The organism is Flavobacterium sp. K77 (assembly GCF_021608205.1).
Classification (GTDB): domain Bacteria; phylum Bacteroidota; class Bacteroidia; order Flavobacteriales; family Flavobacteriaceae; genus Flavobacterium; species Flavobacterium turcicum.
The window spans coordinates 585,088-609,549 of record NZ_JAKIHO010000001.1 but is presented as its reverse complement, the minus strand read 5'-3'; the positions used below and the strand labels follow the sequence as shown (position 1 = coordinate 609,549).

The 24,462-nt window shown below is 35.1% G+C and carries 26 protein-coding genes and 1 tRNA gene; 11 read left to right on the top strand and 16 right to left on the bottom strand.

The features are described from left to right. Window positions 1-124 precede the first annotated feature (124 nt). The 11 genes from L1S34_RS02670 to L1S34_RS02620 form a co-directional block, all read right to left on the bottom strand. Window positions 125-1,450, bottom strand: a complete 1,326-nt coding sequence (locus L1S34_RS02670; RefSeq protein ID WP_236362730.1) for a trigger factor — start codon at window positions 1,448-1,450, stop codon at window positions 125-127. A gap of 436 nt (window positions 1,451-1,886) precedes the next feature. After that, window positions 1,887-1,958: transfer RNA gene (locus L1S34_RS02665), tRNA-Glu, on the bottom strand. 212 nt (window positions 1,959-2,170) lie between these two features. Beyond that, on the bottom strand, window positions 2,171-2,905 hold the full coding sequence (locus L1S34_RS02660) for a DUF3347 domain-containing protein (RefSeq protein WP_236362728.1): 735 nt from the start codon (window positions 2,903-2,905) through the stop codon (window positions 2,171-2,173). Window positions 2,906-2,944: 39 nt separating this feature from the next. Then, window positions 2,945-3,748 (bottom strand): hypothetical protein, encoded by an 804-nt coding sequence (locus L1S34_RS02655; protein WP_236362726.1) that lies wholly within the window; start codon window positions 3,746-3,748, stop codon window positions 2,945-2,947. Beyond that, window positions 3,749-4,270 (bottom strand): heavy-metal-associated domain-containing protein, encoded by a 522-nt coding sequence (locus L1S34_RS02650; protein WP_236362724.1) that lies wholly within the window; start codon window positions 4,268-4,270, stop codon window positions 3,749-3,751. Window positions 4,271-4,274: 4 nt separating this feature from the next. Further along, window positions 4,275-4,745, bottom strand: a complete 471-nt coding sequence (locus L1S34_RS02645; RefSeq protein ID WP_236362722.1) for a TlpA family protein disulfide reductase — start codon at window positions 4,743-4,745, stop codon at window positions 4,275-4,277. An 84-nt stretch (window positions 4,746-4,829) separates the two neighbouring features. Continuing rightward, window positions 4,830-5,216: a heavy-metal-associated domain-containing protein gene (locus L1S34_RS02640; RefSeq protein ID WP_236362720.1), complete on the bottom strand. Its 387-nt coding sequence runs from the start codon at window positions 5,214-5,216 to the stop codon at window positions 4,830-4,832. A 156-nt stretch (window positions 5,217-5,372) separates the two neighbouring features. Next, window positions 5,373-5,744: a hypothetical protein gene (locus tag L1S34_RS02635; RefSeq protein WP_236362718.1), complete on the bottom strand. Its 372-nt coding sequence runs from the start codon at window positions 5,742-5,744 to the stop codon at window positions 5,373-5,375. A 194-nt stretch (window positions 5,745-5,938) separates the two neighbouring features. Beyond that, complete coding sequence (locus L1S34_RS02630) at window positions 5,939-6,283, bottom strand: phage holin family protein (RefSeq protein WP_236362716.1); 345 nt, start codon at window positions 6,281-6,283, stop codon at window positions 5,939-5,941. A gap of 40 nt (window positions 6,284-6,323) precedes the next feature. Then, window positions 6,324-7,103, bottom strand: coding sequence for an alpha/beta fold hydrolase (locus tag L1S34_RS02625; protein WP_236362714.1), 780 nt, complete (start codon window positions 7,101-7,103; stop codon window positions 6,324-6,326). A gap of 148 nt (window positions 7,104-7,251) precedes the next feature. Beyond that, window positions 7,252-7,965 carry a pyridoxine 5'-phosphate synthase gene (locus L1S34_RS02620; protein ID WP_236362712.1) on the bottom strand — a complete coding sequence of 238 codons (714 nt, stop codon included), beginning with the start codon at window positions 7,963-7,965 and terminating at the stop codon, window positions 7,252-7,254. A 115-nt stretch (window positions 7,966-8,080) separates the two neighbouring features. Here L1S34_RS02620 and L1S34_RS02615 point away from each other — a divergent pair, with 115 nt between their 5' ends. The 8 genes from L1S34_RS02615 to murI all read left to right on the top strand — a co-directional run bounded on the left by L1S34_RS02615 (window position 8,081) and on the right by murI (window position 16,396). Then, window positions 8,081-8,740, top strand: coding sequence for a CBS domain-containing protein (locus L1S34_RS02615; protein WP_166133149.1), 660 nt, complete (start codon window positions 8,081-8,083; stop codon window positions 8,738-8,740). Window positions 8,741-8,790: 50 nt separating this feature from the next. Continuing rightward, a complete protein-coding gene (locus L1S34_RS02610) occupies window positions 8,791-9,675 on the top strand; it encodes an NAD kinase (protein ID WP_166133147.1) in 885 nt (294 codons plus the stop codon). Window positions 9,676-9,844: 169 nt separating this feature from the next. Further along, window positions 9,845-10,519 carry a DUF6089 family protein gene (locus L1S34_RS02605; RefSeq protein WP_236362710.1) on the top strand — a complete coding sequence of 225 codons (675 nt, stop codon included), beginning with the start codon at window positions 9,845-9,847 and terminating at the stop codon, window positions 10,517-10,519. Window positions 10,520-10,522: 3 nt separating this feature from the next. Further along, window positions 10,523-11,263, top strand: coding sequence for an isoprenyl transferase (locus tag L1S34_RS02600; protein WP_236362708.1), 741 nt, complete (start codon window positions 10,523-10,525; stop codon window positions 11,261-11,263). After that, window positions 11,196-13,931 (top strand): BamA/OMP85 family outer membrane protein, encoded by a 2,736-nt coding sequence (locus tag L1S34_RS02595; protein ID WP_236362706.1) that lies wholly within the window; start codon window positions 11,196-11,198, stop codon window positions 13,929-13,931. The genes L1S34_RS02600 and L1S34_RS02595 overlap by 68 nt, the downstream gene beginning before the upstream one ends. A 35-nt stretch (window positions 13,932-13,966) precedes the next feature. Then, window positions 13,967-14,986, top strand: a complete 1,020-nt coding sequence (locus L1S34_RS02590) for an OmpH family outer membrane protein (RefSeq protein ID WP_236362704.1) — start codon at window positions 13,967-13,969, stop codon at window positions 14,984-14,986. A 25-nt stretch (window positions 14,987-15,011) separates the two neighbouring features. Beyond that, window positions 15,012-15,512, top strand: coding sequence for an OmpH family outer membrane protein (locus tag L1S34_RS02585; protein ID WP_236362702.1), 501 nt, complete (start codon window positions 15,012-15,014; stop codon window positions 15,510-15,512). 104 nt (window positions 15,513-15,616) lie between these two features. Continuing rightward, a complete protein-coding gene (murI, locus tag L1S34_RS02580) occupies window positions 15,617-16,396 on the top strand; it encodes a glutamate racemase (RefSeq protein ID WP_236362700.1) in 780 nt (259 codons plus the stop codon). Between the two features lies 1 nt (window position 16,397). Here murI and L1S34_RS02575 read toward each other — a convergent pair whose 3' ends face one another. Together L1S34_RS02575 and L1S34_RS02570 are read right to left on the bottom strand one after the other, a co-directional pair. Next, window positions 16,398-16,919 (bottom strand): gamma carbonic anhydrase family protein, encoded by a 522-nt coding sequence (locus L1S34_RS02575; RefSeq protein WP_166133133.1) that lies wholly within the window; start codon window positions 16,917-16,919, stop codon window positions 16,398-16,400. Between the two features lie 4 nt (window positions 16,920-16,923). After that, on the bottom strand, window positions 16,924-17,922 hold the full coding sequence (locus L1S34_RS02570) for a PorP/SprF family type IX secretion system membrane protein (RefSeq protein ID WP_236362698.1): 999 nt from the start codon (window positions 17,920-17,922) through the stop codon (window positions 16,924-16,926). A gap of 151 nt (window positions 17,923-18,073) precedes the next feature. Here L1S34_RS02570 and L1S34_RS02565 point away from each other — a divergent pair, with 151 nt between their 5' ends. The 3 genes from L1S34_RS02565 (at window position 18,074) to L1S34_RS02555 (ending at window position 20,746) form a co-directional block, all read left to right on the top strand. Then, complete coding sequence (locus L1S34_RS02565) at window positions 18,074-18,973, top strand: NifU family protein (protein ID WP_166133129.1); 900 nt, start codon at window positions 18,074-18,076, stop codon at window positions 18,971-18,973. 196 nt (window positions 18,974-19,169) lie between these two features. Then, entirely contained in the window at window positions 19,170-19,793 is a 624-nt protein-coding gene (locus L1S34_RS02560) for an apolipoprotein A1/A4/E family protein (protein WP_236362696.1), read from the top strand. 134 nt (window positions 19,794-19,927) lie between these two features. Next, window positions 19,928-20,746, top strand: coding sequence for a mechanosensitive ion channel family protein (locus tag L1S34_RS02555; protein WP_236362694.1), 819 nt, complete (start codon window positions 19,928-19,930; stop codon window positions 20,744-20,746). Between the two features lie 23 nt (window positions 20,747-20,769). Here L1S34_RS02555 and tsaB read toward each other — a convergent pair whose 3' ends face one another. The 3 genes from tsaB to L1S34_RS02540 form a co-directional block, all read right to left on the bottom strand. After that, window positions 20,770-21,441: a tRNA (adenosine(37)-N6)-threonylcarbamoyltransferase complex dimerization subunit type 1 TsaB gene (gene tsaB, locus L1S34_RS02550; RefSeq protein WP_236362692.1), complete on the bottom strand. Its 672-nt coding sequence runs from the start codon at window positions 21,439-21,441 to the stop codon at window positions 20,770-20,772. Window positions 21,442-21,528: 87 nt separating this feature from the next. Next, a complete protein-coding gene (locus tag L1S34_RS02545) occupies window positions 21,529-22,836 on the bottom strand; it encodes an efflux RND transporter periplasmic adaptor subunit (protein ID WP_166133121.1) in 1,308 nt (435 codons plus the stop codon). Window positions 22,837-22,841: 5 nt separating this feature from the next. Beyond that, a complete protein-coding gene (locus tag L1S34_RS02540; protein WP_236362690.1) occupies window positions 22,842-24,278 on the bottom strand; it encodes a TolC family protein in 1,437 nt (478 codons plus the stop codon). Window positions 24,279-24,462 lie beyond the last annotated feature (184 nt).

Below are 24,462 nucleotides of genomic sequence, written 5' to 3'. Positions count from 1 at the left end.
CAAATATAACTATTTTTTATCGTTTTGCATTTGTAATAAAATCTTAAAATTTGAAACAAAAAACGAAATTGTTTTCCGATTTTTCAACTTTTGACTTAATAACATTTGACTTTACGACTAGAATTTATTCTCCGTATGAAGCAGCAATAAACTCTTCGTAAGTAACCTCTTTAGTAGTTGGGTTTGCTTTTTCTTTGAACAATTCTAATAACTTTTCAGCAACAACTTGGTCTGAAAGTCTTTTTACTTCGTCTTGGTTTGATAAAACACGAGCTACAATACCTTGCACTTCTTCGTCAGTTGGATTTGTTTGTCCGAACTGAGCCATTTGCAAACGAATGTTTCTTGTGGTGAAATCTTTCAAGTCTTCAAAAGTAATTTTGATGTCAGATTGTGCCATAGCTCTACCTTCGATCAATTGAAAACGCAATCCTTTCTCTGAACGTGCATATTCAACTTCAGCTTCTTCTGGAGTTAATTTTTTCTCACCTACAGTTTGCAACCATCTTTTAAGGAATTCAGCTGGCAAATCGAATTTTGTGTTTTCGATTAACCACTCTGTAACATCGCCTAATAATTTTTGATCTGCTTGTTGCGCGAATTGGCTTTCAGCATCTTCTTTGATTTTAGTTTTCAACTCTTCAAGAGTAGAAATTACACCTGCACCAAATAATTTATCAAAAAGCTCTTGGTTCAATTCAGCCAATTCAGCCGTGTTGATCGCCTCAATAGTGAATTGAACATCAACTGCTAAACCGTGAACATCGTCATGAGCCACTTTCATTACATCCATCAATTGGTGATCGTCTTCAAATAAACCGCTAGTGTTTACTATTACTACATCACCTACTTTTTTACCAATAAACAATTCAAATGTAGCGGCATCTTTAAAAAGATCTGCTGCAATTGTAGTACTGTTATTGATTCCTTTTTCTTCATTTACAAAAGTACCTGTAACATCGCTGTTAGCCGCTACAACTTCTTGTGGAATAGCAGTACCAAATTGTTTTTGAATTCTAGCTACTTGACCATCAATTAATTTATCGTCAGCAGTTACTACATATTTTACGATTTCGTTTTTAGCCTCTAAGTCTAAAGTGAAATTTGGCACTAAGCCAATTTCGTACTCAAAAGTTAATTCTTCAGCATCCCAATCAAAGTTTTCATTAGCGATTGGTAGTGGAGTTCCAAGAAGGTTCAATCTTTCAGACTGCACAAAACGCTCTAGCGCCAAGTCAACTACTTTTTGTACTTCTTCTTGTTTGATTTTTTTTCCGTATTGTTTTTCAACAAGATCTTTAGGAACTTGCCCTTTTCTAAACCCTTTTACAGTAGCCAAAGGCATTTTCTCGTTGATTCTTTTTGCTACTTGACCTTTGTAATCCATGTGTACAACGGTCATTACAATTTTCTCATTTACTGCGTCTATTGCTACTCTTTTGATATCCATCTTGTTCTTTACTTTACATTATAAATTCGGTTGGCAAAATTATAAAATTTTTACACGCTAACCAAGTTTTTCAAAGGCGAACCTTTTGCCTTGAAATTCAACATCTTTTCACTACCAAAACCCCTTATAATTTGGCTTATTTGGGCGTGCCGCACCGCCGTTTCTCTATGGTGCGTCAGGCTGTTCGTTCCCGCTTTTGGGGTTTTGCCCTGCGGGACTAAACCCCAAAGAGCTCCACTGCCATCCTTCACGCGGCACAATTTCCGAACACGACTTTGATAAAACCACGAAAAATTATTCGCAAAATTATCTAGAACACCACAAAATTGAATTAACCCCAATAAAAAAAGCCTCAAGAATTACTTCTTGAGGCTTTAACTAATTGCGTACAGTTGCAAAATAATACAGATAATCTTTCTTAATACTTGCGTTTTTGTAGCCCGTAGCGGAATCGAACCGCTCTTACATGGATGAAAACCATGCGTCCTAACCGATAGACGAACGGGCCTTGTTTTGTATTGCGGGTGCAAAATTAGAACTTTTTTTGAATGCTGCAACACCTTTTGAAAAAAAAATATCTTTTTTTAGTTACAACAAAAACAAATCACTAATTATCAATACAATACTATTATTTTTTAAAACTATAAAAATATTCTTTAGCTAATTCAAGAAGCTGGCTTTATGATTAAACCAGCTTCCTGTAGTAACAATACTAATTTATTACTGCACAGCGCCAATTCTTCGACCACAATGCAACATCTCTGCACCAAAATACGGATTGACCACATCTTTCGTTTCACTTATCCAATAACCGCTTTTACCATTCTCGTACATCGGGCAATAATCTTGATACAAAACCTGCATGGTGCCATAGGTTTTGATAAAGTCGAACATGTTTTTGCTTAGTTTTGCAAAATATTCTCGCTGCTCACTTATTCCTCCGGGAAAATCTCCCACGTAACTAGTGTTTTCTCTCATTTCTTTTACCAACTTAGCATATTCAGCCGCTGCTTTTTTATCTACCGAGCTCGACTTTATAACATCTAAATTGTATTTCATATTATTAGCCAATACGGCTGCATTTCCAGAATCATCTCTTGTTAATGCATTTTTTACTTTTAAATAATCTTCCACTATTTGCTCCGTTGGAAAAGCTTGTTGTTTTTCGGCACGAATTTTAATTTTACGCAACGAGACATCCTCATCCAACGTATCTCCTGCAATAGTCTCGTTATTCTTATAAACCTTCGTTTCTACTTTCTCCGTAAGCTCCATGCCACATTCTGGACACTCTGCACCAGACTCGCCTTTCACATTCGGGTGCATCGGACATGAATATAACGCCGCACTTGTTTCTATTTTAGAATCCTTAGTTTCTGTTGACGAATTGTTTTTAGAATTGCAGGAAACAGTGACTACTGCCCCTAGCAAGACTGCTATAATGGTATTTTTCATTTGTTTGATATTATTATTCTAATTTACTATTTTAAGAACTTACTTGGTTGTGTTAAAAAAAGTATACTCTAATTTCAACAACACACTATTGGTTGCCATTCGGCTCATATTACTGTAAAGCTGATGACGGTAGGCCAAATCTATTCGGGCCTGACTATTCACAATAAATTGAATTGACGGCACAACATCCAAAAATGACTTTCCGTTATCATTTAGGCGCTGACCCAAAAACTCCACCATTGCATTGATATTAGTCTGCTCAAAACTAGTATATTTTTTGGGATGCAACAATTGTCCTATCGACAAAGAATAATTTAAACCACTGTTAGATTGCAAAGCAGGAAAAACAAAGTCGCCATTATTCAATGCGCGCTCATAACTAACTGTGGCACTAATTGCTATTTTGTTTACTAATTGGGTTCCAACCAAACCAGTTTCGTAGCCCGAATTCATTCCCATGGTCTCAATTTCTTCTTGAAAAATAGGAGCGCTATTAGTGCTCAATCTCCCGTATGCCGCCAAACGAAAATGACTGTGCAAATCGTCACTCGAAAAAAATCGGTATTTAGCATACACGCTTCCGCCTTGTAACTTGAATTGATTCTGAGTGGTATTCAAAAAAGCGGTAGCATGAACCATCCAGTTTTTGTTAACTCCCCACATCACCTCAGGCATGGCGTGAAAATTAGTCTCTCCTTGCTTGTTCCAAGTAAGCATCGAGGCTTGACGCACACCTATTGCTCCTGTTGGCATATTGCTTGCCGGCTCTGTCATTACAAATAATTCTTGCGCATTTATTTGTATCGTAAAAAAGGCCAGCATCAATAAAATAAAATACTTCATCTAAATTGATTTTACCAAATACGTATTTTCTTGACCCAAAACATCAGCATACTTGGCAAGCATTTTAGCCGACTTTTTGAATTCTTTTTTAGTTACAAAACCCTCATTAAGCACTTGTATTTGTAAAGATCCAGATGGTTTTTTACCTTTTTCTACAAACACGTAGGTTCCTGATTGATTTTGTACTTTTTCATTTTCTTGTCCATTTACAGCTCCTAAATCAACAGTTAATACTAACGACCCAATAAAAAAACCAGTTTTCTCGATACTATTTTTCAACGCTTTTGGCGTTAAAGTATTATTTGCTTTTAACTGTACCGTAAATGTATTGGTATTCAAATCAGTCGATACACTTTCAACTTCTGGCATTGATTTCAATTGCTTGTTTATGGCATTGGAACACATCGAACACGTTAATCCTGTTGCCACAATCTCCGCTTTCGAAATTTGCGCGTTTCCTTGAACCACAGCCAAAACAAATAGGACAGCGGTCAACACGATTTTTATTTTACTATTTTTCATATATTTATTTTTTTAACTGAGCTGCAATTTGATCTAAGCTCGGGTTAATTGCCACTAATTTTCCGTTTTTGTCAAACAAGACAGCACTTGGTAATTGTTCTACGCCAAAAAGCGCTGCAACCTTTGCCTCAAAACCATTCGGATCAATCAATTGCACGTTTGACAACTTGTCTTTTTCGATTGCGGCTAACCATTTGTCTTTTTTGGTATCAATCGAAATTCCGATCATTTCAAAATTCTTTGCCTTATTAGCAGTGTAAAAAGGCCCTAATTTTTTATTTGCAACTCTACAAGGGCCACACCAAGACGCCCAAAAATCAACCAAAATTACCTTACCTTTGAAAGACGCACCCGAAACATTTACTCCCTTGTGATTCAAAAGTTGAAAACTCGGCATTGCATCACCTATTTTTAATTGCGCATTTGTTGTTGTCATACCTAGTATTACAAACAACACCATCACTATTTTTTTCATAATTATTTTCTTTTAAATTTTAATTTATTGAATAGTTTCAATAACCTTACCACAACTTAACTTTTGCATTTAGATAGTTGCTATTTAGTCGTGAGACTTCTTTTTTACAGCTGGCGCAGTATCTGAAAGCGCTTCACGATCGTACTGGCAACAACCATGCAAATTATTATACACTTCATCCGCAGCTTTAAAACGGGCGCTATCATAACCCGCAGCCGCTACTCGTTTCAAAATTTCATCTTGCGATGTTACTTTACTATCATAAGTAAGGGTTGCCATTTTTGTGTCTTTGTCCCGCACTACAGTTGCTATTTTTTTAACAGAACCCGATTTTTCGATATTGCTTTTACACATACCGCAATTTCCGTTGATTTTTACCTTCTCGGTAACTGAATTTTTAATTTGTGCGCTTGCACCTACTACAGATAACAACAGAGTTATTGCCATCAATATTCTTTGAATTGATTTCATTGTTTTGATTTTAAATAATTGAAAATTTAGAACAGGGAAATAACAAAACAGGACATAAGTCAATTAGTTATAAATCCGTCAATTCTTTTTTAAAAATACTTTAACCCTTTTGAGGATATACGAAGAAAACACACTTTTGGCTGTTGCCAAAAGAATTTAGCTTATTTTAGGTGGGAGCCAAATAGCACTAAAATCATTTGAAATAAATACTTTAGTGTAATAATTAGGAGTTGATTTTGTTAAAAAACCGAATACTACCGATTTAAAATCAACATCAATAGCGTTAGTCAAGCCTAGAACCAAACTTGAACTACCACAAGATAAATCTTTACAAGCACCACTGCACTTTTTAGAAGAATCTTTTGATGAAGAGGATTGTTTTTTGCAGCACTTTTTGTCAGTTGACGATGTTGCAGATTTCTTTTTGCAACAAGACATTTCTACTTTTTGACTACAAGCCATAGCTTCGCTTGGCATCATCAAGAAGCCAAAAACTAGGAAGAACAAAATGTAAATTCTTTTCGTCATGTTACAAATTCAATAGTACAAAAGTATTAAAAAGACAAATGCAAACATGCAATTAACTGCTAAATAGCTGTTAAAAATGCAGTTAAAAAAATCTCGATGCCTGAACTGTTTTAAACAGCCACGCATCGAGATTCAAATCATTAGATATAAAAACGGCTAAGTAGCCAAAAGAAACTTATGATTATGGCCTTGAATTATTTTTTAACACCTAAAATAAGGTTCATAACTGATTGTAAAACCGATAATATGATACTAAACAAAAATGCTGTTATAAAACCATCAATCTCAAAACCGCCAACAATTTTTGTACAAAGCAATACCATTAATGCATTAATGACTAAAAGAAACAAACCTAAAGTAAGCACAGTTACCGGCAAGGTGAAGAACACAATTATTGGTTTTATAAAGATGTTTAACAATCCTAGCACTACAGCAACAATAAGCGCTGTTGTAAAACCGGCAATGCGAACACCCGGCATAAAGTGAGACAAGATTACAACAAGAAGCGCGGTAACGATAATTTTTATAAGTAAATTCATTTTTGTTTGTTTTTAAGAGGTTGAGTTAATTAGTATTTGATTACGATAAAAAATTTATAACGATTTGGTAAAACATTGCAGGATTTTCGGCATGCAACCAATGACCCGCATTAGGAATCGTTTCGATTGTGGATTGCGGAAAATGTTTTTGAATGTTTTCGATATCGCTATCTAAAATATACTTTGAATTTCCACCACGAAGGAACAATGTAGGTTTTTCAAAGCGAGTAGACTCTGATAACGGAACACCGACCGCTTCGAGATTGGCATTAAAAGCAGCCAAATTAAATCGAAAGGCGAGCTGCCCTGGTTGCTGCCAGTACAAACTTTTCATTAAAAATTGACGCGTTCCGAAATCAGGAATATACGTTTCAAGAATAGCCTCGACAGCTGCGCGACTCGGCTGCGTCGAAAAATCCACTGCATTAAGTCCTGCCAGAATATCTTGATGGTGTTGTGGGTAAAATTTAGGACCGATATCAGCAACAATTAATTTATTGACCAAGTCAGGCTGGTTACAAGCCAAAAGCATAGCTACTTTTCCTCCCATAGAATGTCCTAAAATAGTAGCGCTTTGTATGTTGTGCGCTTGGCAATAAGCTACCACATCTTGTGCCATCAAATCATAACTAAATTCAGTTGTGTGTAAACTACGGCCATGATTGCGCAAATCGAGTAAATGTACTTGATACTGCTCAGCAAATTGTGCTCCTAGGGTTTTCCAATTATCTGACATACCTAAAAATCCATGTAAGATTAGAAGTACTGGACTTGCCGTAGGATTTAAAATAACGCTATGTAAAATAGATGTTGATACCATAATAGTCTTAATTTTGTTGGGATCGCGTGAGGGATAGTAGCAGAAAGCCCGGAACAAAACGGAATGCAATTTAGTTTTGTGAGGACTTGTAGCGGATAGCCCGACCCTGCTGCAACGCTAGTGGAAGCAGGGTCACGCCCCAATTATTTTATTTTAATTTTTGAAGATACATATTAACCACATTCTCAAGTCCGAGATACAAAGACTCAGAAATCAAGGCGTGGCCGATGGAAACTTCTAAAAGCCCAGGAATGTTTTGTTTGAAAAACTGAATGTTATCCAGACTTAAATCATGTCCGGCATTGATACCCAACTGTAATTCATTGGCTAATTCGGCTGCAGCGATATACGGTTCGATGGCTGACGTATTACCCAAATTGTATTGGTGAGCAAAAGCTTCGGTATAGAGTTCGATGCGATCAGTACCTGTTTTTTTCGCTCCTTCGATCATGTCGAGTCTTGGATCTACAAAAATAGAAGTTCGAATGTTGTGGCGTTGAAATTCCTGAATCATCTCGGTCAAGTAAGCTTGATTTTTAACCGTATCCCAGCCAGCCGAAGAAGTAATAGCTCCAATGGCATCAGGCACTAAAGTAACTTGTGTAGGCTGACACTCTAAAACCAAATCGATAAAATTATGTTGCGGGTTTCCTTCGATGTTAAACTCGGTATAAACAATCGGTTTTAAATCTCGCGCATCTTGGTACCTAATGTGTCGTTCGTCAGGCCTTGGGTGAATGGTGATTCCTTGACCGCCAAATCGCTGAATATCGGTAGCGACTTTTAACAAATCAGGCACATTGCCGCCGCGAGCATTTCGTAAAGTTGCTATTTTATTGATGTTTACACTTAACTTTGTCATGAATACAGGTTTAGTTTGAATTACTAGTGTTTAATTGAAAGCAAAAATACAAAGTAAAACTTAGGAGATTTTGCTATTTTTTGATTATTTTGCATGAAATATTGCTCGCAAACTTATGACAGAACTACTCCAATTTATCAACAACGACTATAAAGCCCTTGACAGCCAAGAAACTATTGCGGAGGTTCAGGATTTTTTTAGTGATATTTCGTTCTCTCACTTTCCGGTGGTAGAAGATGGCGTGTACTTGGGGTGTATTGCTGCCGAGGATAGCGAGACCTTTGACAGTGATAAAAAAATTATTGATTACCGCTTTACTCTCGAAGGCTTTTTTGTACGAACTACAACTATTTGGCTGGATGTTTTAGAAGTTTTTGCCAAAAACCATACTAATTTGGTACCCGTTTTAGATCCAAACAATAGCTATATTGGTTATTACGAAATGGAAGATGTCATGCGTTTTTTTCACGAGACACCGTTTTTGAAAGAACCAGGTGGAATCATTGTGGTTCAAAAACCAATTTTAGAATACTCGATGAGTCAGATTACTCAAATTGTAGAAAGTAATAATGGTAAACTGCTTGGCTTATTCGTTTCGGAAGCGGCAGTAGATAGCGTTGTGGTAACTTTAAAAATTTCTTTGGGCGCCATGAACGAAATCATTCAAACCTTTAGACGATACAATTACGAGATTTTATCAGACCACCAAGAAGACAATTACATCAATAATTTAAAAGAGCGCTCTGATTATTTGGATAAGTATTTAAATATTTAAGGAGCACCTCAAAAACAACAAGCGCAGCTTTAAACCCGACATCTAAAATCATGAAAGTAGCAATCTACGGTCAATATTATCAAAACAGCACGGAACCTATTATAAACGACATTTTTGATTTTTTCAACAAAAATAATGTCGAGTTGATTATTGAAGACAAGTTCATGCAAATACTTGATGAAAAGAAATTAGTAGCTGCAGGGTACAAAACTTTTTCAAATCACTACGAACTAGACAGTAGCTTTGATATGCTGATAAGTATTGGTGGTGATGGTACTATTTTAAGGGCAGCTACTTTAGTTCGCGACTCTGGAATCCCTATTTTAGGAATAAACGCAGGAAGACTCGGCTTTTTGGCTACGGTTCAAAAAGAAAATATTGCCTCTTTCATGCAATTTGTAATTGATAAAAAATACACACTTTCAAAACGCGCTTTACTAAGTTTGCATTGCACACCAAGTAATGCAGCAATTGATGAAATGAATTTTGCCATGAACGAAATTACAGTAAGCCGCAAAGATACTACCTCTATGATTACCATAGATACGTATTTAAACGGCGAATTCTTAAATTCGTATTGGGCCGACGGTTTAATTATATCGACACCTACTGGCTCAACTGGTTATTCATTAAGTTGTGGCGGACCAATTTTAACCCCTGATGTAAAAAGCCTTGTTATAACGCCAATTGCACCACACAACTTAACCGCAAGACCACTAGTAGTTCCTGACGAAACAGAAATAAAACTAAAAGTATCTGGTCGCGAAGAGAATTATTTAGTATCACTAGATTCAAGAGTAACCTCAATTAAAAACGAATCTATATTGACTTTAAAGAAAACACCTTTCTACATAAACATGGTCGAAATTCCCGGCGAAACATTCCTAAAAACCCTTAGAAACAAATTACTTTGGGGACAAGACAAACGCAATTAAGTCGAAATAACCTGCGCAGATACAATTTTCTCAATCTTTGACGTTTTAACAAAACAATCCCTTTATTTAAAAGCGCTTAAAGTACTAATTATTAAAAAAACGCACATTTAACAGATTGGGCATTGTATCGAAGTGATTATTATTATATTTGCACGCAATTTTTGATTTAATGAAGAAGATTTTTATTATTTTTCTAAGTCTGTTTTCCTTGACAAACCTACAAGCTCAAATTCATGAGATTGGCGTTTTTCTTGGCGGGAGTAATTACATAGGAGACATTGGACCAACAACTTACATCAATCCCAATGAACCTGCTATTGGAATTTTGTATAAGTGGAATAAAAGTCCGAGACACTCGTATCGAATTTCATACATACAGTCGCAAATTAGTTCTAGAGACTTTGACTCAAAGGAAGTAAGTAGGTATGAACGCGGCTTCAACTTAGAAAACAACGTAAAAGAACTATCTTTAGGTCTTGAATTTAATTTTTTCGACTTTAATCTACATGAAGGAAAGCCAAAACTTACCCCTTATGTAGCAACAGGTTTAAGTTACTTTTTTGATAGTTTTACATTGACAAATGATTTTGCGGATGTAAAAATAACGGGAAGAAGTGAACGAAAAAAATCAATTGCGATTCCGATGATTGTTGGACTGAAAGCTACCGTAATGCCACAATTTATCTTGGCGATAGAAGCAGGAGCAAGATACAGCCAAAGCGATAACATGGACGGAAGTTTTAATGAAAAATTTGGGAATATAAATAATAATGATTGGTACGTTTTTTCAGGACTAACACTTACCTACACCTTTGGTAAGTCGCCCTGTTATTGTGCAGAATAAAAAATGAATTTAGTAGAAACGATCAATAAAGAAAGATTACCACAACATCTTGCCATCATTATGGACGGCAATGGACGTTGGGCAAAACAGCAAGGGCTTTTACGAGCACTAGGACACCAAAGCGGAACAAAATCTGTGAAAGTGATTATTGAAGCAACTGCAAAATTGGGCATTCCGTTTTTAACGTTATACGCTTTTTCGACAGAAAACTGGAACAGACCCAAACTTGAGGTAGAAACATTGATGAAAGTTTTAATCAATTCATTAAAAAAAGAATTGACTACCCTGCAAAAAAATAACATCAAACTCAACGCTATTGGTAATTTAGAAATGCTACCAAAATCTGCGCAAAAAGAGTTGTTGGATGTTATGGAAAAAACAAAAAACAACACCCAAATGACCTTAACTTTGGCCCTCAGTTATGGTTCCAGAGAAGAGCTCGTATCTGCAATGAAGAAGATTTGTAGTAAAGTTAAAAATAATATAATTTCAATAGACAGTATTGACGATTCAATTATTAATGAGCATCTTTACACGCAAAATTTACCCGACGTAGATTTATTAATACGAACAAGTGGAGAACATAGAATAAGTAATTTCTTGCTGTGGCAAATAGCCTACTCAGAGTTGTATTTTACTGATACATTGTGGCCAGACTTTAAAGAACAGGATTTATATGAGGCTATCATTAGTTATCAAAAAAGAGAACGTAGATTTGGAAAAACAAGTGAACAAATTAAATAATTTTTTAGTGTTAAATAAGAGCATCAAAACCGTACTTAGCGTTTTATTTTTTATCAGTTTTTTTCAATCTCAAGCACAAGATCGTGTTCCGTTTGATCAAGGAAAAAAATACATTTTAGCAGATGTAGCTGTAGTAGGTGACATAAGTTTTAATAGCCAAACGGTAGTTACATTTACTGGCTTGCAAAAAGGTCAGGAAATAACAATTCCTGGGGAGCAAATTAGTGCTGCAATTAAAAAATTAGGAAAATTAGGTTTGTTTGACGAGATCTCTTTTTACGTAAATAAGATACAAAACGACAGTATATATCTAGATTTAAATATTGTTGAACTCCCTAAACTAAACCAAGTTAAAATTGTTGGTGTTAAAAAAAGCAAGATAGAAGGCCTTATTAAGGACAACTCTTTAAATAAAGGAAAAGTAGTAAACGAAAATTTAATTACTACCACTAAAAATTATATCGAAAACAAATACCGTAAGGATGGTTTTTTTAATACAAAAGTAACCATCAACACTAATAAAGACACTAGCGCAACAAACCAAGTAAACATGCTAGTTCGCATCGATAAAGGTGCAAAAATTAAAATTAGCTCGATTGATTTTATTGGCAACAACAAAATCTCTGATAAAAAACTTCGTAAAGCAATGAAAGACACGAAGCAAAAAAATCCTATTCGAATTTTAAAAGCTTCAAAATTCATTAAAGACAAATACAAAACTGACCTTGAAAAAGTAATTGCTTCTTACAAAGAAAGAGGTTTTCGTGATGCCAGAATAGTGTCTGATTCTGTTGTTTACAATGAACAAAAAAATGCTTTAGATATCAAAATCAAATTAGAAGAAGGAAACAAATACTATTTTGGAGATATTAAATTTTTAGGAAATACAATTTATACCGATCAAGGTTTAGCAAGACTTATTGGAATTAAAAAAGGAGATACCTATAATGGTGTATTACTTGAAAAACGAATTGCTGACAAAACAAAACCAGACGGCGAAGACATTACCAACCTATACCAAAACAGTGGTTATTTGTTCTCAAATGTTAACGCAGTTGAGGTAAAAACCGCAAATGACACTATAGATTTTGAAATTAGAATTACCGAAGGACCGATTGCTTATTTCAATAAAATTACAGCAGTAGGTAACGACAAAACAAATGACCGCGTCATTTACCGTGAATTACAAACTAAACCTGGAGAAAAATACAGCAAAGATTTATTAGTTCGTACAATCCGTGAAATTGGACAGTTAGGTTTCTTTGATCCAGAAGCAATTGATCCTAAATTTAAAAACGTAGATTCTGGTGCTGGAACAGTAGACATTGAATACAACCTAGTAGAAAAAGGATCTAGCCAAATCGAACTACAAGGTGGTTACGGCGGTGGCGGATTTATTGGAACACTAGGACTATCATTTAACAACTTCTCAGCAAGAAATATGTTTAATAAGGAAGCCTACAAACCTTTACCAATGGGAGACGGACAAAAAGTATCGTTACGTTTGCAAGCAAGTACATTTTTTCAAACCTACAGCTTATCATTTTCGGAGCCATGGTTTGGAGGTAAAAAACCCGTTTCTTTCAGTACATCATTATCTTACAGTAAACAGTTTTTGAATAACTTTATCACTCAAAGAGCTGATAGAACCAGAAGTTTTGACATTCTTACTTTATCTGTAGGACTAGCAAAAAGACTTACAGTTCCAGATGATTTCTTTGTATTATCACAATCTGTAAGTTACCAACACTACTCATTAAACAATTACAACACAGGTCTTTTTACCTTTGGTAACGGAACTTCTCGTAATTTAGCTTACACAGTAGCTTTAACTAGAAACAGTAAAGGTGTTAACCCTATTTTCCCAACCTATGGTTCGGAATTCAGCCTTTCGGCAAAAGTTACACCACCGTACTCTTTGTTTAATGGAGTGGATTATGCTTCACTAGGTGATCAAGAGCAATACAAATTAAGAAATACAACTGATAGACAAAATGTTCCCGATGCTAATGGAAATATAGTGGCAATTGGGGATTTGGTAGATGCAAATGGGAACAAAGTAGCAGAAACAGACTTCCGTTTGGCTGCAGTTGACCAAGGTAAAGTAGATCAAAAACGATTCAATTGGTTAGAATATTATAAAGTAAAATTCAAAGCTGATACGTATACTAAACTATATGGTAAAATCGTTCTACGCGTGTTGTCTGAGTTTGGTTTCTTAGGTGCTTACAACCAAGCGCGAGGAGCTGTACCTTTTGAAAGATACTATTTGGGAGGTGATGGTTTAGCTAACTTTGCAATGGACGGTCGTGAGAATATTCAGTTAAGAGGTTATCCTAATAACTCCCTTACTCCTACTAATGAAAGAGGAGAACAAATTGGAGGAACAGTGTACAACAAATTCTCTTTGGAGTTACGTTATCCTATTACATTGAAATCATCTGCATCTATCTATGCTTTAGCATTCTTAGAAGGCGGAGCAGCATTTAGTGATTTTAAAACCTATAATCCATTTGCATTAAACCGTTCAGCAGGTATTGGTCTACGTGTATTCATGCCAGCGTTTGGTTTATTAGGTATTGACTTTGGGCACGGCTTTGATGCTTTACCAGGACAAGCAAAAGCAAACGGATGGGAAACACACTTTATCATTGGACAACAGTTTTAATACTGATAACATCTATCATTTAACAACGTATTGATATGAAAAAACAATTTTTGTTACTTTTTTTAGCCTTTGTACTAGCGCAAACAGCCTCTGCACAAACAAGAGGTACAAAGATTGGTTATATCGATATGGAGTACATTTTGCAAAATGTACCTGACTACACCGAAGCAAAAAACCAATTGGAAATAAAAGCTCAAAAATGGAAGTCAGAAATTGATGCAAAAACGAATGAAATCAACAAGTTAAAAGAGGCGCTGAAGTCTGAAAAAGCTCTATTAACAAAGGAATTAATTGAAGAAAGAGAAACTGAAATTCGTTTTTTAGAAAAAGAAAACTCTGACTACCAACAGCAGCGCTTTGGAGCAAATGGAGATTTAATTAATCAAAAATCAGTTTTAGCTAAGCCAATACAAGATCAAGTTTTCACAGCAGTACAAGACATTGCAGAACGCTTAAAGTATGATTTTATATTTGACAAAACTTCTGATTTAACTATGCTTTATTCAGCGAAAAAATTTGACATTAGTGAGCAAGTTTTACGTTCTTTAACACGTTCTGAAAAAAGAGAGCAACTTACCAAAAAGCAACAAAAAGAAGCAGAGGCTCGAGAAAGCAAAGAAGATGCAATTGACGACAATCCTGTTTTAGCCGAGAGACAAAAAGCACTAGAAGAGAAAAAAGCAGCGAGAGACAAACTTATTGAAGATCGAAAGGCTTTACAAGAACAAAAGAAGAAAGAGTTCGATGACAAACGCAAGCAAATGCTAGAAGCAAGAGCTGCCAAAAAAAGTGGCACGGTTTCTGCAAATGTAGCAAAGGAGGCTAGTACAACAGCTACTGACACGAATTCTAAAGTTGATAGCGCGAAGCAAGCAGCCGAAGAGGCAAAACAAAAAGCTGCAACCGATCGTGCCAAATTGATTGAAGAAAGAAAAAAGGTAATTGAAGATCGCAAGCAAGCTTTTGAAGCAAAAAGAAAGAAAACGCTAGAAGATCGCGAAGCAGCGAAAAAAGCAAAAGAAGAACAATTAAAAGAAAAATCAACCAATAATTAATTACTTACTTAATATTTTAAAAACGATGAAACAAATCAAAACTCTATTAATTGCTGCAGTTTTAATGATGGGAGCAAACCAGACAATTAATGCGCAAGCAAAAACAGCTCACGTTGATGTTAGTGAGATCATGACAAAAATGCCTGCAGTTTTGGATGGTCAAAAACAATTAGAAAAATTGACTACTACATACGACGCTGATTACAAAAAAATGGTAGATGAATACCAAGGTAAATTAAAAAAATACGAAGCTGAAGCTGCTACTGTAACTGAAGTTGTAAATGGTGAGCGTTCTAAAGAAGTTCAAGAAATGCAAACTAGAATTGTAGCATACAGAGACAATGCTCAAAAAGAATTACAGCAAAAAGAATCAGACATCATGAAACCATTAATGGAAAAAGTGAGAGCTTCTATTCAAAAGGTAGGAAAAGCTAAAGGTTTCCAATATATCTTAGACGGATCTTCACTTTTACTTGCAGACGGACCAAACTTGACTGCAGACGTTAAAAAAGATTTAGGTTTTTAATAATCTAATAATATGAATAAAAACTGCTCTTTCTCTATGAGATAAGAGCAGTTTTTTTTTGTAACCATATTGCAAATGTTACTACAAACAGTAACTTTGCTTTTATGAATAGCAACAATCAACCAATTGGAATATTTGATTCAGGAGTAGGAGGAACTTCTATATGGTCTGCCGTACATGAGTTATTACCTAACGAACAAACTATTTACTTAGCAGACAGTAAAAATGCACCCTACGGACAAAAACCGAAGGAAGACATTATTGCTCTAAGTATGAAAAATACCGACTATCTTTTAGATCTTAATTGTAAACTGATTGTTGTAGCATGCAATACCGCAACTACAAATGCCATTCAAGAATTACGTCAGCGCTACAGCGTTCCTTTTATAGGGATTGAGCCAGCTATAAAGCCAGCCGTGACTCATTCTAAAACACAAGTAATAGGAATACTAGCAACACAAGGCACGCTAAATAGCGATTTATTTCATAGCACGGTAGCCAAGTACCAAAACACTAAAATAATTGAACAAGTAGGCCACGGATTAGTTCCTTTGATAGAAAGTGGCGCTATGAATTCACTAGAGATGACAGCACTTTTATTATCGTATCTCACCCCGATGATTGCTGCAAACATAGATTATCTAGTATTGGGCTGTAGTCATTATCCCTACTTAATTCCGCAAATAAAAAAGATTTTACCAGCGCACATACAAATTATTGATTCTGGTCAAGCTGTAGCGCGTCAGACTCAATTTGTGCTTCAAGAAAAAGTAGGTTTATCTGACTCACACAAGCCTGAGCCACTATTTTACACCAATACAAATCCAAGAGTTTTACAAGAAATTATAGGCGCACCATTTAAAGTTAGTGCGAAAGATTTTTAAATTATTCCTCTGATTTAAACCAGCTCGAATACAAAACGTAATTATTAGATATCCTTTCAATTTCGCCTGCAAAATCAGACTGATCAATATCTTTTACTTTTTTGGCTGGAACACCTGCCCAAATAGTTCCAGAGGCTACCACTGTATTTTGAGTAACCACAGAACCTGCAGCAACTATCGCATTACTTTCTACCACGCAGTTATCCATTACAATGGCACCCATACCAATAAGCACATTATCATGAATAACACAACCGTGCACGATGGCGTTATGACCTATTGAAACGTTATTACCAATTACAGTTGGATGTTTTTGATAGGTACAATGCACAACTGCACCATCTTGAATATTGACTTTATTCCCTATTTGAATTGAATTGACATCGCCACGCAACACCGCATTAAACCAAACGCTACATTGTGATCCAAAACGAACATCACCAACAATTGTTGCGTTTTCGGCAACATAACAGTCCTCAGGAATTACAGGAAACTTACCATTAACAGCTTTTATAACTTTCATATATTTAGTTAATTGCAGGGCAATTGCATTCGTATTTGACTGGCTTACAAAACAAATCAATTCCTAAAGTTATTTGATGATATCCACCATTATCGAATTTCACCGCACCTGACAACTGAGAATAAGTGTAGGCAACCATTACTGAATCAAAATTAACACCAACAATAGGCGTTATATACTGTAATTTTTGAGAAGCGATACTTCCATTATCTAAGAACTCTGCTCCATCAAAACTGCGTCTGTAAGACAAACCACCCCACAAACGGCCGAAATCCATATTTTTGTAGGCCTTTAAATTAATATCAATGGATTTTTCTTGGGTTTTTTCGACCATTTGAAATAACAAAGATGGTTCCCATAAAATTTTGTTTTTATCTCCAAAAACATATCCTGCACTTAAGAGATACTTTCGCAAATTGTCACTTTCGTACTCGGTGTAAATTGATCGCCTAGTTTCTACTGCATTTTTTACCGTAGCATGTGCATAAAAATCTAAATAATTGTATGAAGCACCAATATCAAAATTAAAATAAGCATCTTTTTGAACAATAGTACCATTGATATTCGGGTCAAAATCGCCCGAGAGCAAAAAAGAAGTCTCATCTAACTGACTTTGTATAAACCCAGCACTCATTCCAAATGACAATTGATTTAAATCGATTTCATCACGAGAAAACATCAAATGATAAGCATAAGTAAACTTTACTCCTTTTTGAGAATGATAGCCATTAACATCGTTAAATAGTATGACACCAGCTCCTGCTTTCTCTCCTACACGACCATTAAAACTTAAAGTTTGTAACTCTGGCGCATCTTGCTGACCAAACCATTGCTTTCGTCCTGTAAGTCTCACTTTAGCACAATTGGCCGCACCTGCCATTGAGGGATGAATTAGGTAATAGTTATCCGATAAATAATCAGAGTAAACAGGAATTCCTTCTTGCGAAAAAGATATTTGAGTAAAAAATAGGAGGAATAAAAACGGTATTAATTGTTTACGCATCACTGTTGCTTTAAGATGATCTAATTTTAGCTATCAACAGCTATTCATTTTATCTATCTGATTTAAACTAAAGTTAATTTATTCATTAAAAAACCAAAAGTAAGTATTCGTAGAAAATAACTTTAGTAAATTTGCATAAAATTGAACACTCATGAACAAAGTTAGCATAAAAGAAACACAAAACCCAACAATATTAAAATTTGAATTTCAAGATTTTATTACACAAAATGAGAACTTTGAATTCAAAAACATCGATGAAGCAAAATCATCACCATTAGCACAACAATTATTTTATTTACCATTTGTGAAAACGGTTTACATTTCAGGTAATTTTGTTGCTATTGAACGATTCAGCATTGTTGAATGGACTGATGTACAAGACGCTGTTGCGGAGCAAATTGAGAAATTTGTTGCAGATGGTGGTAAAATCATCATTGAAGATGAAAATCGTACCAAAAAACAACCAGTAAACGTATATGGAGAATCAACTCCAAATCCAGCTGCTTTGAAATTTGTAGTAAGTAAAATGCTTACCAAAACAGCAGTTGAGTTTAAAAATATCGATCAAACAGCCTCTTCTCCTCTAGCGAAAGAATTGTTTAAATTTCCTTATGTAAAAGAAATTTTTATCGATGAAAATTATATTTCGGTTACCAAATATGAAATCAATGATTGGCAAGAAATCACATTAGAACTTAGATCCTTCATTAAGCAATTTATTGAAAACGGCGGTCAAGTTTTAGATGAAAATTATGTGGCAGCGGTAATTGCAAACGAGAGTATCAAAGAACAAGAATTTGATCATTTGGATGCTACTTCGCAACAAATTATCAATATTCTAGAAGAGTATGTCAAACCAGCTGTTCAAGCCGATGGAGGAAATATTGCATTTGACTCTTATAACGAAAGTGACAAAGTAGTAAAAGTAATATTGCAAGGCGCTTGCAGCGGATGTCCGTCATCAACATTTACCTTAAAAAGCGGTATTGAAAATATGTTGAAAAGCATGTTAAACGACAATGCTATTCAAGTAGAAGCGATTAACGCCTAATAAATCATCTATTTTAAAATCGAAGTATGGAAGTTTTCTACAGAAAGCTTCCATTTTTTATTTAAAAAAACAACACATTTCCCAACAAGTAAGCAACATTCAGTAATAAAAGTACTGCCATTAATTTATTAGCAAAGGAAGTTTCGTATTTGCCAAAAAAAGTGTACTATTGTCCTATTAATCAAAAACTTAAACTATGGGATTATCAAGCTTTTTTAAAAATTTATTTGGCAGCGCCAAAGAAAGTGCTTCTGAGTTAGTAGAGCAAGCAGAATCAAAACTAGAAGAAGTAAGCGCAGCGGCAGAGCCTTATTTAGATAAAGCAGAAGCATTTGTTGCCGAAACGGCTGCCAATGTAAAAGAAAGTGCAGCGCCTTATGTGGAGAAAGCAGAAACTTTTGTGTCAGAGACAATTGAAAATGCCAAAGAAACTGCTGAACCATATCTTGAAAAAGCCGAGGAAGTAGTTGGCGACACCATAGACAAGGTGAAAGAATCAGCCGCACCTTATGTTGAAAAAGCTGAGGAATTCGCTGATGTAGCTAAGGAAAAAATCAGCGATGGTATTGACACTATCAAAGAAAAATTCAGTGACAAAACAGATGAAGCTACTGCCGCTTTGGAAGAAGTTAAAGAAAAAGCAGTAGAAGCAACCTCAGATACTTTAGAAACAATTGAAGACAAAGCAACCGAAACTGCAGAACAACTTAAAGAAACAGTAGCAGAAAATGCAGAAGCAGCAGAGGACAAAATCAATACTGCAGAAAACAAGATTATTGACACAGCTGAAACACTAAAAGATAAAGCCGAAGACCTATAAATTAATTAAAATCAAACTATGTTAAAAGCGACGCAGCTTCGCAAATAAAGACTTGTTTTGATACTCTAAATTAATTTGTATTTTTGCAAACAACCTACCTTCTCACTATTGAGAAGGTTTTTTTTAGCTTCATCATGATAGTAGATACCAATAAACTCAGTTCGTATATTGAAAATTTCATAACCGTTTTGGTAGATTATTCTCCCAAATTAATTTCGGCGTTTATTATCCTTTTTGTGGGCTTGTACTTGATTAGATTAATCAACCGATTTATCAATAAAATCATGGTAAGTCGGGACCTTGACCCTACTTTGACCCGTTTTTTATCAGATATTTTAATTTGGGTTTTGCGCGTTATTCTTTTTGTTTCTTTTATATCCAAATTAGGCATTGAAACTTCTTCATTTGTTGCAATTCTAGGAGCAATGGGTTTGGCTGTTGGTCTTTCATTACAAGGAAGCTTATCCAATTTTGCGGGTGGCATGCTAATTATTTTATTCAAGCCGTTTCGTGTTAATGATACCATCGAGGCACAGGGCGTAACCGGAACAGTGACCGACATTCAAATTTTTGTTACCAAGTTAATAACTGCAAATAACCAAACTATTTTTGTACCCAACGGTTCTCTTTCAAACGGAAATATTATCAACTATTCGATTGAAAAAACACGCCGTGCTGATTTGACAATTGCCATTTCGTACGAAACCAATATTAAAACAGCGATTGAAATTATCGAAAAAGTGCTTCAGAATAATTCAAAAGTACTGAAAGATCCCGCTCCAAATGTAAGTGTAAAAAACCTAACAGATAATTCGATTCAACTTGCAGTTCGTCCTTGGGCCACAAGTGAGGATTTTTGGGACATGTATGCAGAAGTGCTTCAAAATTGTAAAGAAGCTTTTGATGCAGCAGGAATCGTTATACAACCGTATGTTAAAGAAGCTTCGGTGTAACCTAAACTTTAAAAAATATTGTTTTATTTCGCTTTTGGAGTATTCACCATAAAATCTTTTAGATAATAAGGCTCAAAATAAGCAACATCTTCAGTATCGAGGTTTTGAAATTTTTCGAAACTAAATGAGCTCATATCTTTGGCAGAAGGAAATTTTACGTCTTCTAAAAATACGAAATTACTTTTAGTCAAAACCGTCTTGCATTTCTCAGCACAATCACCGACTAAATAAACAGTTCCTTGTAATTCTTCAAAAGAAGTTTCGTCGATAATTTCGGCTTTTATAACCCTAGCTAATTGTTTGCTACTATCATAAACTGCACTGTACACTTCCATTCTGCGTGCGTCTAGCATCGGAACTATGTAGCCTTCAGTTTGTGTTACTTGCGAGGCTAACACTTGCAAAGTATCTACCGCAATTAAGGGAATATTTAAAGCAAAACACAATCCTTTTGCTGCCGAAACTCCTATTCTTAATCCTGTATAAGAACCCGGACCTTGACTTACTGCCACTGCCGCTAAATTTTTAAAACTAATTCCGGCTTCATTTATCAATTCCTCTATAAAAACATGTAATCGTTCCGCATGTGAATATCCTTCTTCAGCAATCTCTCTGCATGCAATGGTCTGCCCATTATTTGAAAGAGAAACAGAACAATTTTTAGTAGCGGTCTCAATATTTAGGATGTAGCTCAAAGTTGGGTGTTTGTTAAATTAAAAATCACAATCACAAAATTAGATTTTATGATTGTGATTTCAAAATGCTAGTTTAAAACAACTGCTTTATTTTTTTGTGTCGCCTTTTTTCTCTTTATCTGTCATCAAGGCAACTTTGTCACCTGAATTGAGCTCCTTTGTAACGGTAGCGTAAGGACCAGTAATTACAACGTCACCTTTTTTCAAACCTGATATAACCTCGATGTTGGTATCGTCTTGAATTCCGGTTTTAATAATTCTAATTTTAGCCTTGTCACCTACTTTTACAAAAACGCATTCTAGTTTTTTATCACTTTTAGGAGCTGTTTCTTTTTTATCCTCTTCAACATCGGCTACTACGATATCTTTTACTGCTGTTGTATCTGACTTTACAACTACTGCACTAATCGGCACTGATAGAACGTTTGCCTTACGCTCAGTGATAATGTCAACTGTAGCGGTCATTCCTGGTCTAAAAGGGGAATAGGTGTCAGGCTTACCTTCTAATAAATCTTCGTAAGACTCTTTTAAGATACGCACTTTTACTTTAAAATTTGTAACCTGATCTGCTGTAAGTGCTGAACTTGCCGAATTAGAAATACTAGTTACAATTCCTTTAAACTGTTTTTTCAAATAAGCATCAACTTCTACATTAGCCTCGTCTCCTACTTTTATTTTGACAATATCATTTTCATTTACATCTACTTCAACTTCCATATTATTTAAGTTGGCAACTCGTAATATTTCAGTACCCGTCATTTGCTGCGTTCCCAATACGCGCTCACCTAGCTCAACATTTAACATCGAAATTGTTCCATCTGCCGGTGCGTAAATTGTCGTACGACCTAAATTATCTTTAGCTTCATTTACGGTTGCAGAGGCGCTTTGAACATTATAATACGCATTTTGTTTACTTGCTTTTGCTACTTCGAACGAAGCGATGGCTTTATCCCAATCTGATTTAGAAATAATTCCTTTGTCGAATAAAGTTTTATTACGATCATAATTGGCTTTTGCCTCTTTGTAAGAAGCATCGGCTTGGTTCAAATTCGCTTTTGTTCCTGATAAGTTAGAAACAGACCTATTGTATCCAGAAGTATATAAATCAGGATTAATTTTAACCAATAAATCTCCTTTTTTTACAACTTGGCCTTCTTTTACATTGAGTGCGATAATCTCTCCAGAAACCTCAGAAGAAATTTTTACCTCAATTTCAGGTTGAATTTTACCCGTTGCAGAAACGGTTTCAGTGATTGTTAACGGATTTACTTGTGCAATCTCCACTTCGGTTCCTACATCTTTCTTACCGATTACACCTGTTTTAGAAAGTATAACCAAACTAGCAATAACAACTACTGCTCCACCTATTAAAATATAAACTGTTTTCTTTGACATAATAATTAGTTTTTGATAAGAGGAATTCCAAAGTAGAATTCTAAAATTTTAATTTTAAATATATAATCGTATTTGGTTCTTAATACTTCTGATTGGGCATTGGTCAACAAGGTTTGGGCTTGATTAAAATCAAAAGAGTTCATTAAACCCACATTGAAACGCTCTTTAGCAAAATCAACCGCATTTTGTCTAGCCTCTATTGCCGTAATGGCAGACTCGTATGATTTTAAAGCTCCTTTTGCATCTGCGAAGGCGGTGTACACATTACGTTGCAAATCTAAATCTTGTTGCTCAACAGCAATCTTAGATCGCTCAACATTAATTTTAGAACGGTCAACATTATTTTTTACAGATAATCCATTCAAGATTGGAATTGACAACTGCACTCCAAAAGAATGACCTTTATTGTCACTAAACTGATCAAAAAATGGAGCAGGTTTTCCTAAAACTCTTGTGAAATTAGGAGCTAAAACATTTTGATTTGTTCCTTCAACAACACCAATTTGCGAAGTTGGATTTGCTGCATTAGGCACAACACCCACAACTCTATCACTATATGCAACCCTAGAATTAAAGCTATAAAAACCTTGAATAGTTGGTTGGTAGGCTCCTTTTGCAATAACAACATCTTTTTCCGCAAGTTCTAAATTCGTTTTTGCAATCTTTAATTCTGTTCTACCTTCAAGAGCTTTGCTGTAAATGGCATTGGGAGTTTGCATCATGATATTATTTTCATCCTTTACATCGGTATCATCAACAATATCAAAATTTTCAAATTCCTTAAGTTGTAATAATTGAGACAAACTCAATTTAGAAATCAATAATGCATTTTCAGCTGCAATTATGTTTTGATTATTCGTAGCAACAGTAGCTTTAATATCCAACAAATCACCTCTTGGTATCGAACCAGCTTTTACCAAAGCTTCTGAACGAGAGAATTGCTTTTCATTAATGTCCAATTGTTCTTTTTGCACTTTCAAATTTTCTTTATTAAAAAGCACTTGTAAAAAAGCATTGGCTACGTTTAAAGCAATATCCTCTTGCATTTTGACCAATTGATACTTTGCAGCAACAAGAGATAAATTGGATCTACGTAATCGGTTCTGATTTTGTAAACCTTTGTAAATATCTATTCCCACATTCACCCCAGCAGAGGTAAATTGTGTAGTTTGATTTTGCAGCAAACCTGTTGTAATATCTTGGTTCAAACCAATATTCCAAGAATGCGAAGTACTTGCATTAATTGAAGGTAAAAAACTACCAACGGCACTTCGCTTATCAATCAAAGCAGTTTTGGCATCTAACTCCGATTGTTTAATAGAAATGTTATTTTGAATGGCATAATTAACACATTCTTGTAAGGTCCATTTCTTAGTTTGAGCATGAGCTGACAAACTGAGTAACGCCATACAAATGAAACCGATACAACTTTTATTTTTCATATAATTCGAATGAAATTGCAGGACAACTGCAAAAAAATTTAACATTTTAGTTCTTGTGCGAAATCAATGCTTAACAAAATGCAACACTACAACTGTAATTCTTCAATTAGACTTGGCAAGTAAGCATTTGTTACAAAAAAAATTAAAAAAAGAATAGATTGCTTAATTTTGCTACTACAACTCC

What these genes read in the sequence shown, in the direction of transcription:
- murI (WP_236362700.1), top strand. Translation starts at nt 15,617, where the DNA reads ATGAATAGCAACAATCAACCAATTGGAATATTTGATTCAGGAGTAGGA.
- L1S34_RS02660 (WP_236362728.1), bottom strand. Translation starts at nt 2,905, where the DNA reads ATGAAAAATACCATTATAGCAGTCTTGCTAGGGGCAGTAGTCACTGTT.
- L1S34_RS02640 (WP_236362720.1), bottom strand. Translation starts at nt 5,216, where the DNA reads ATGAAATCAATTCAAAGAATATTGATGGCAATAACTCTGTTGTTATCT.
- L1S34_RS02595 (WP_236362706.1), top strand. Translation starts at nt 11,196, where the DNA reads ATGAGGCTATCATTAGTTATCAAAAAAGAGAACGTAGATTTGGAAAAA.
- L1S34_RS02570 (WP_236362698.1), bottom strand. Translation starts at nt 17,922, where the DNA reads ATGCGTAAACAATTAATACCGTTTTTATTCCTCCTATTTTTTACTCAA.
- L1S34_RS02555 (WP_236362694.1), top strand. Translation starts at nt 19,928, where the DNA reads ATGATAGTAGATACCAATAAACTCAGTTCGTATATTGAAAATTTCATA.
- L1S34_RS02625 (WP_236362714.1), bottom strand. Translation starts at nt 7,103, where the DNA reads ATGGTATCAACATCTATTTTACATAGCGTTATTTTAAATCCTACGGCA.
- L1S34_RS02610 (WP_166133147.1), top strand. Translation starts at nt 8,791, where the DNA reads ATGAAAGTAGCAATCTACGGTCAATATTATCAAAACAGCACGGAACCT.
- L1S34_RS02615 (WP_166133149.1), top strand. Translation starts at nt 8,081, where the DNA reads ATGACAGAACTACTCCAATTTATCAACAACGACTATAAAGCCCTTGAC.
- L1S34_RS02585 (WP_236362702.1), top strand. Translation starts at nt 15,012, where the DNA reads ATGAAACAAATCAAAACTCTATTAATTGCTGCAGTTTTAATGATGGGA.
- L1S34_RS02635 (WP_236362718.1), bottom strand. Translation starts at nt 5,744, where the DNA reads ATGACGAAAAGAATTTACATTTTGTTCTTCCTAGTTTTTGGCTTCTTG.
- L1S34_RS02645 (WP_236362722.1), bottom strand. Translation starts at nt 4,745, where the DNA reads ATGAAAAAAATAGTGATGGTGTTGTTTGTAATACTAGGTATGACAACA.
- L1S34_RS02575 (WP_166133133.1), bottom strand. Translation starts at nt 16,919, where the DNA reads ATGAAAGTTATAAAAGCTGTTAATGGTAAGTTTCCTGTAATTCCTGAG.
- L1S34_RS02565 (WP_166133129.1), top strand. Translation starts at nt 18,074, where the DNA reads ATGAACAAAGTTAGCATAAAAGAAACACAAAACCCAACAATATTAAAA.
- L1S34_RS02540 (WP_236362690.1), bottom strand. Translation starts at nt 24,278, where the DNA reads ATGAAAAATAAAAGTTGTATCGGTTTCATTTGTATGGCGTTACTCAGT.
- L1S34_RS02600 (WP_236362708.1), top strand. Translation starts at nt 10,523, where the DNA reads ATGAATTTAGTAGAAACGATCAATAAAGAAAGATTACCACAACATCTT.
- L1S34_RS02560 (WP_236362696.1), top strand. Translation starts at nt 19,170, where the DNA reads ATGGGATTATCAAGCTTTTTTAAAAATTTATTTGGCAGCGCCAAAGAA.
- L1S34_RS02630 (WP_236362716.1), bottom strand. Translation starts at nt 6,283, where the DNA reads ATGAATTTACTTATAAAAATTATCGTTACCGCGCTTCTTGTTGTAATC.
- L1S34_RS02590 (WP_236362704.1), top strand. Translation starts at nt 13,967, where the DNA reads ATGAAAAAACAATTTTTGTTACTTTTTTTAGCCTTTGTACTAGCGCAA.
- L1S34_RS02650 (WP_236362724.1), bottom strand. Translation starts at nt 4,270, where the DNA reads ATGAAAAATAGTAAAATAAAAATCGTGTTGACCGCTGTCCTATTTGTT.
- L1S34_RS02620 (WP_236362712.1), bottom strand. Translation starts at nt 7,965, where the DNA reads ATGACAAAGTTAAGTGTAAACATCAATAAAATAGCAACTTTACGAAAT.
- L1S34_RS02655 (WP_236362726.1), bottom strand. Translation starts at nt 3,748, where the DNA reads ATGAAGTATTTTATTTTATTGATGCTGGCCTTTTTTACGATACAAATA.
- L1S34_RS02670 (WP_236362730.1), bottom strand. Translation starts at nt 1,450, where the DNA reads ATGGATATCAAAAGAGTAGCAATAGACGCAGTAAATGAGAAAATTGTA.
- L1S34_RS02545 (WP_166133121.1), bottom strand. Translation starts at nt 22,836, where the DNA reads ATGTCAAAGAAAACAGTTTATATTTTAATAGGTGGAGCAGTAGTTGTT.
- L1S34_RS02605 (WP_236362710.1), top strand. Translation starts at nt 9,845, where the DNA reads ATGAAGAAGATTTTTATTATTTTTCTAAGTCTGTTTTCCTTGACAAAC.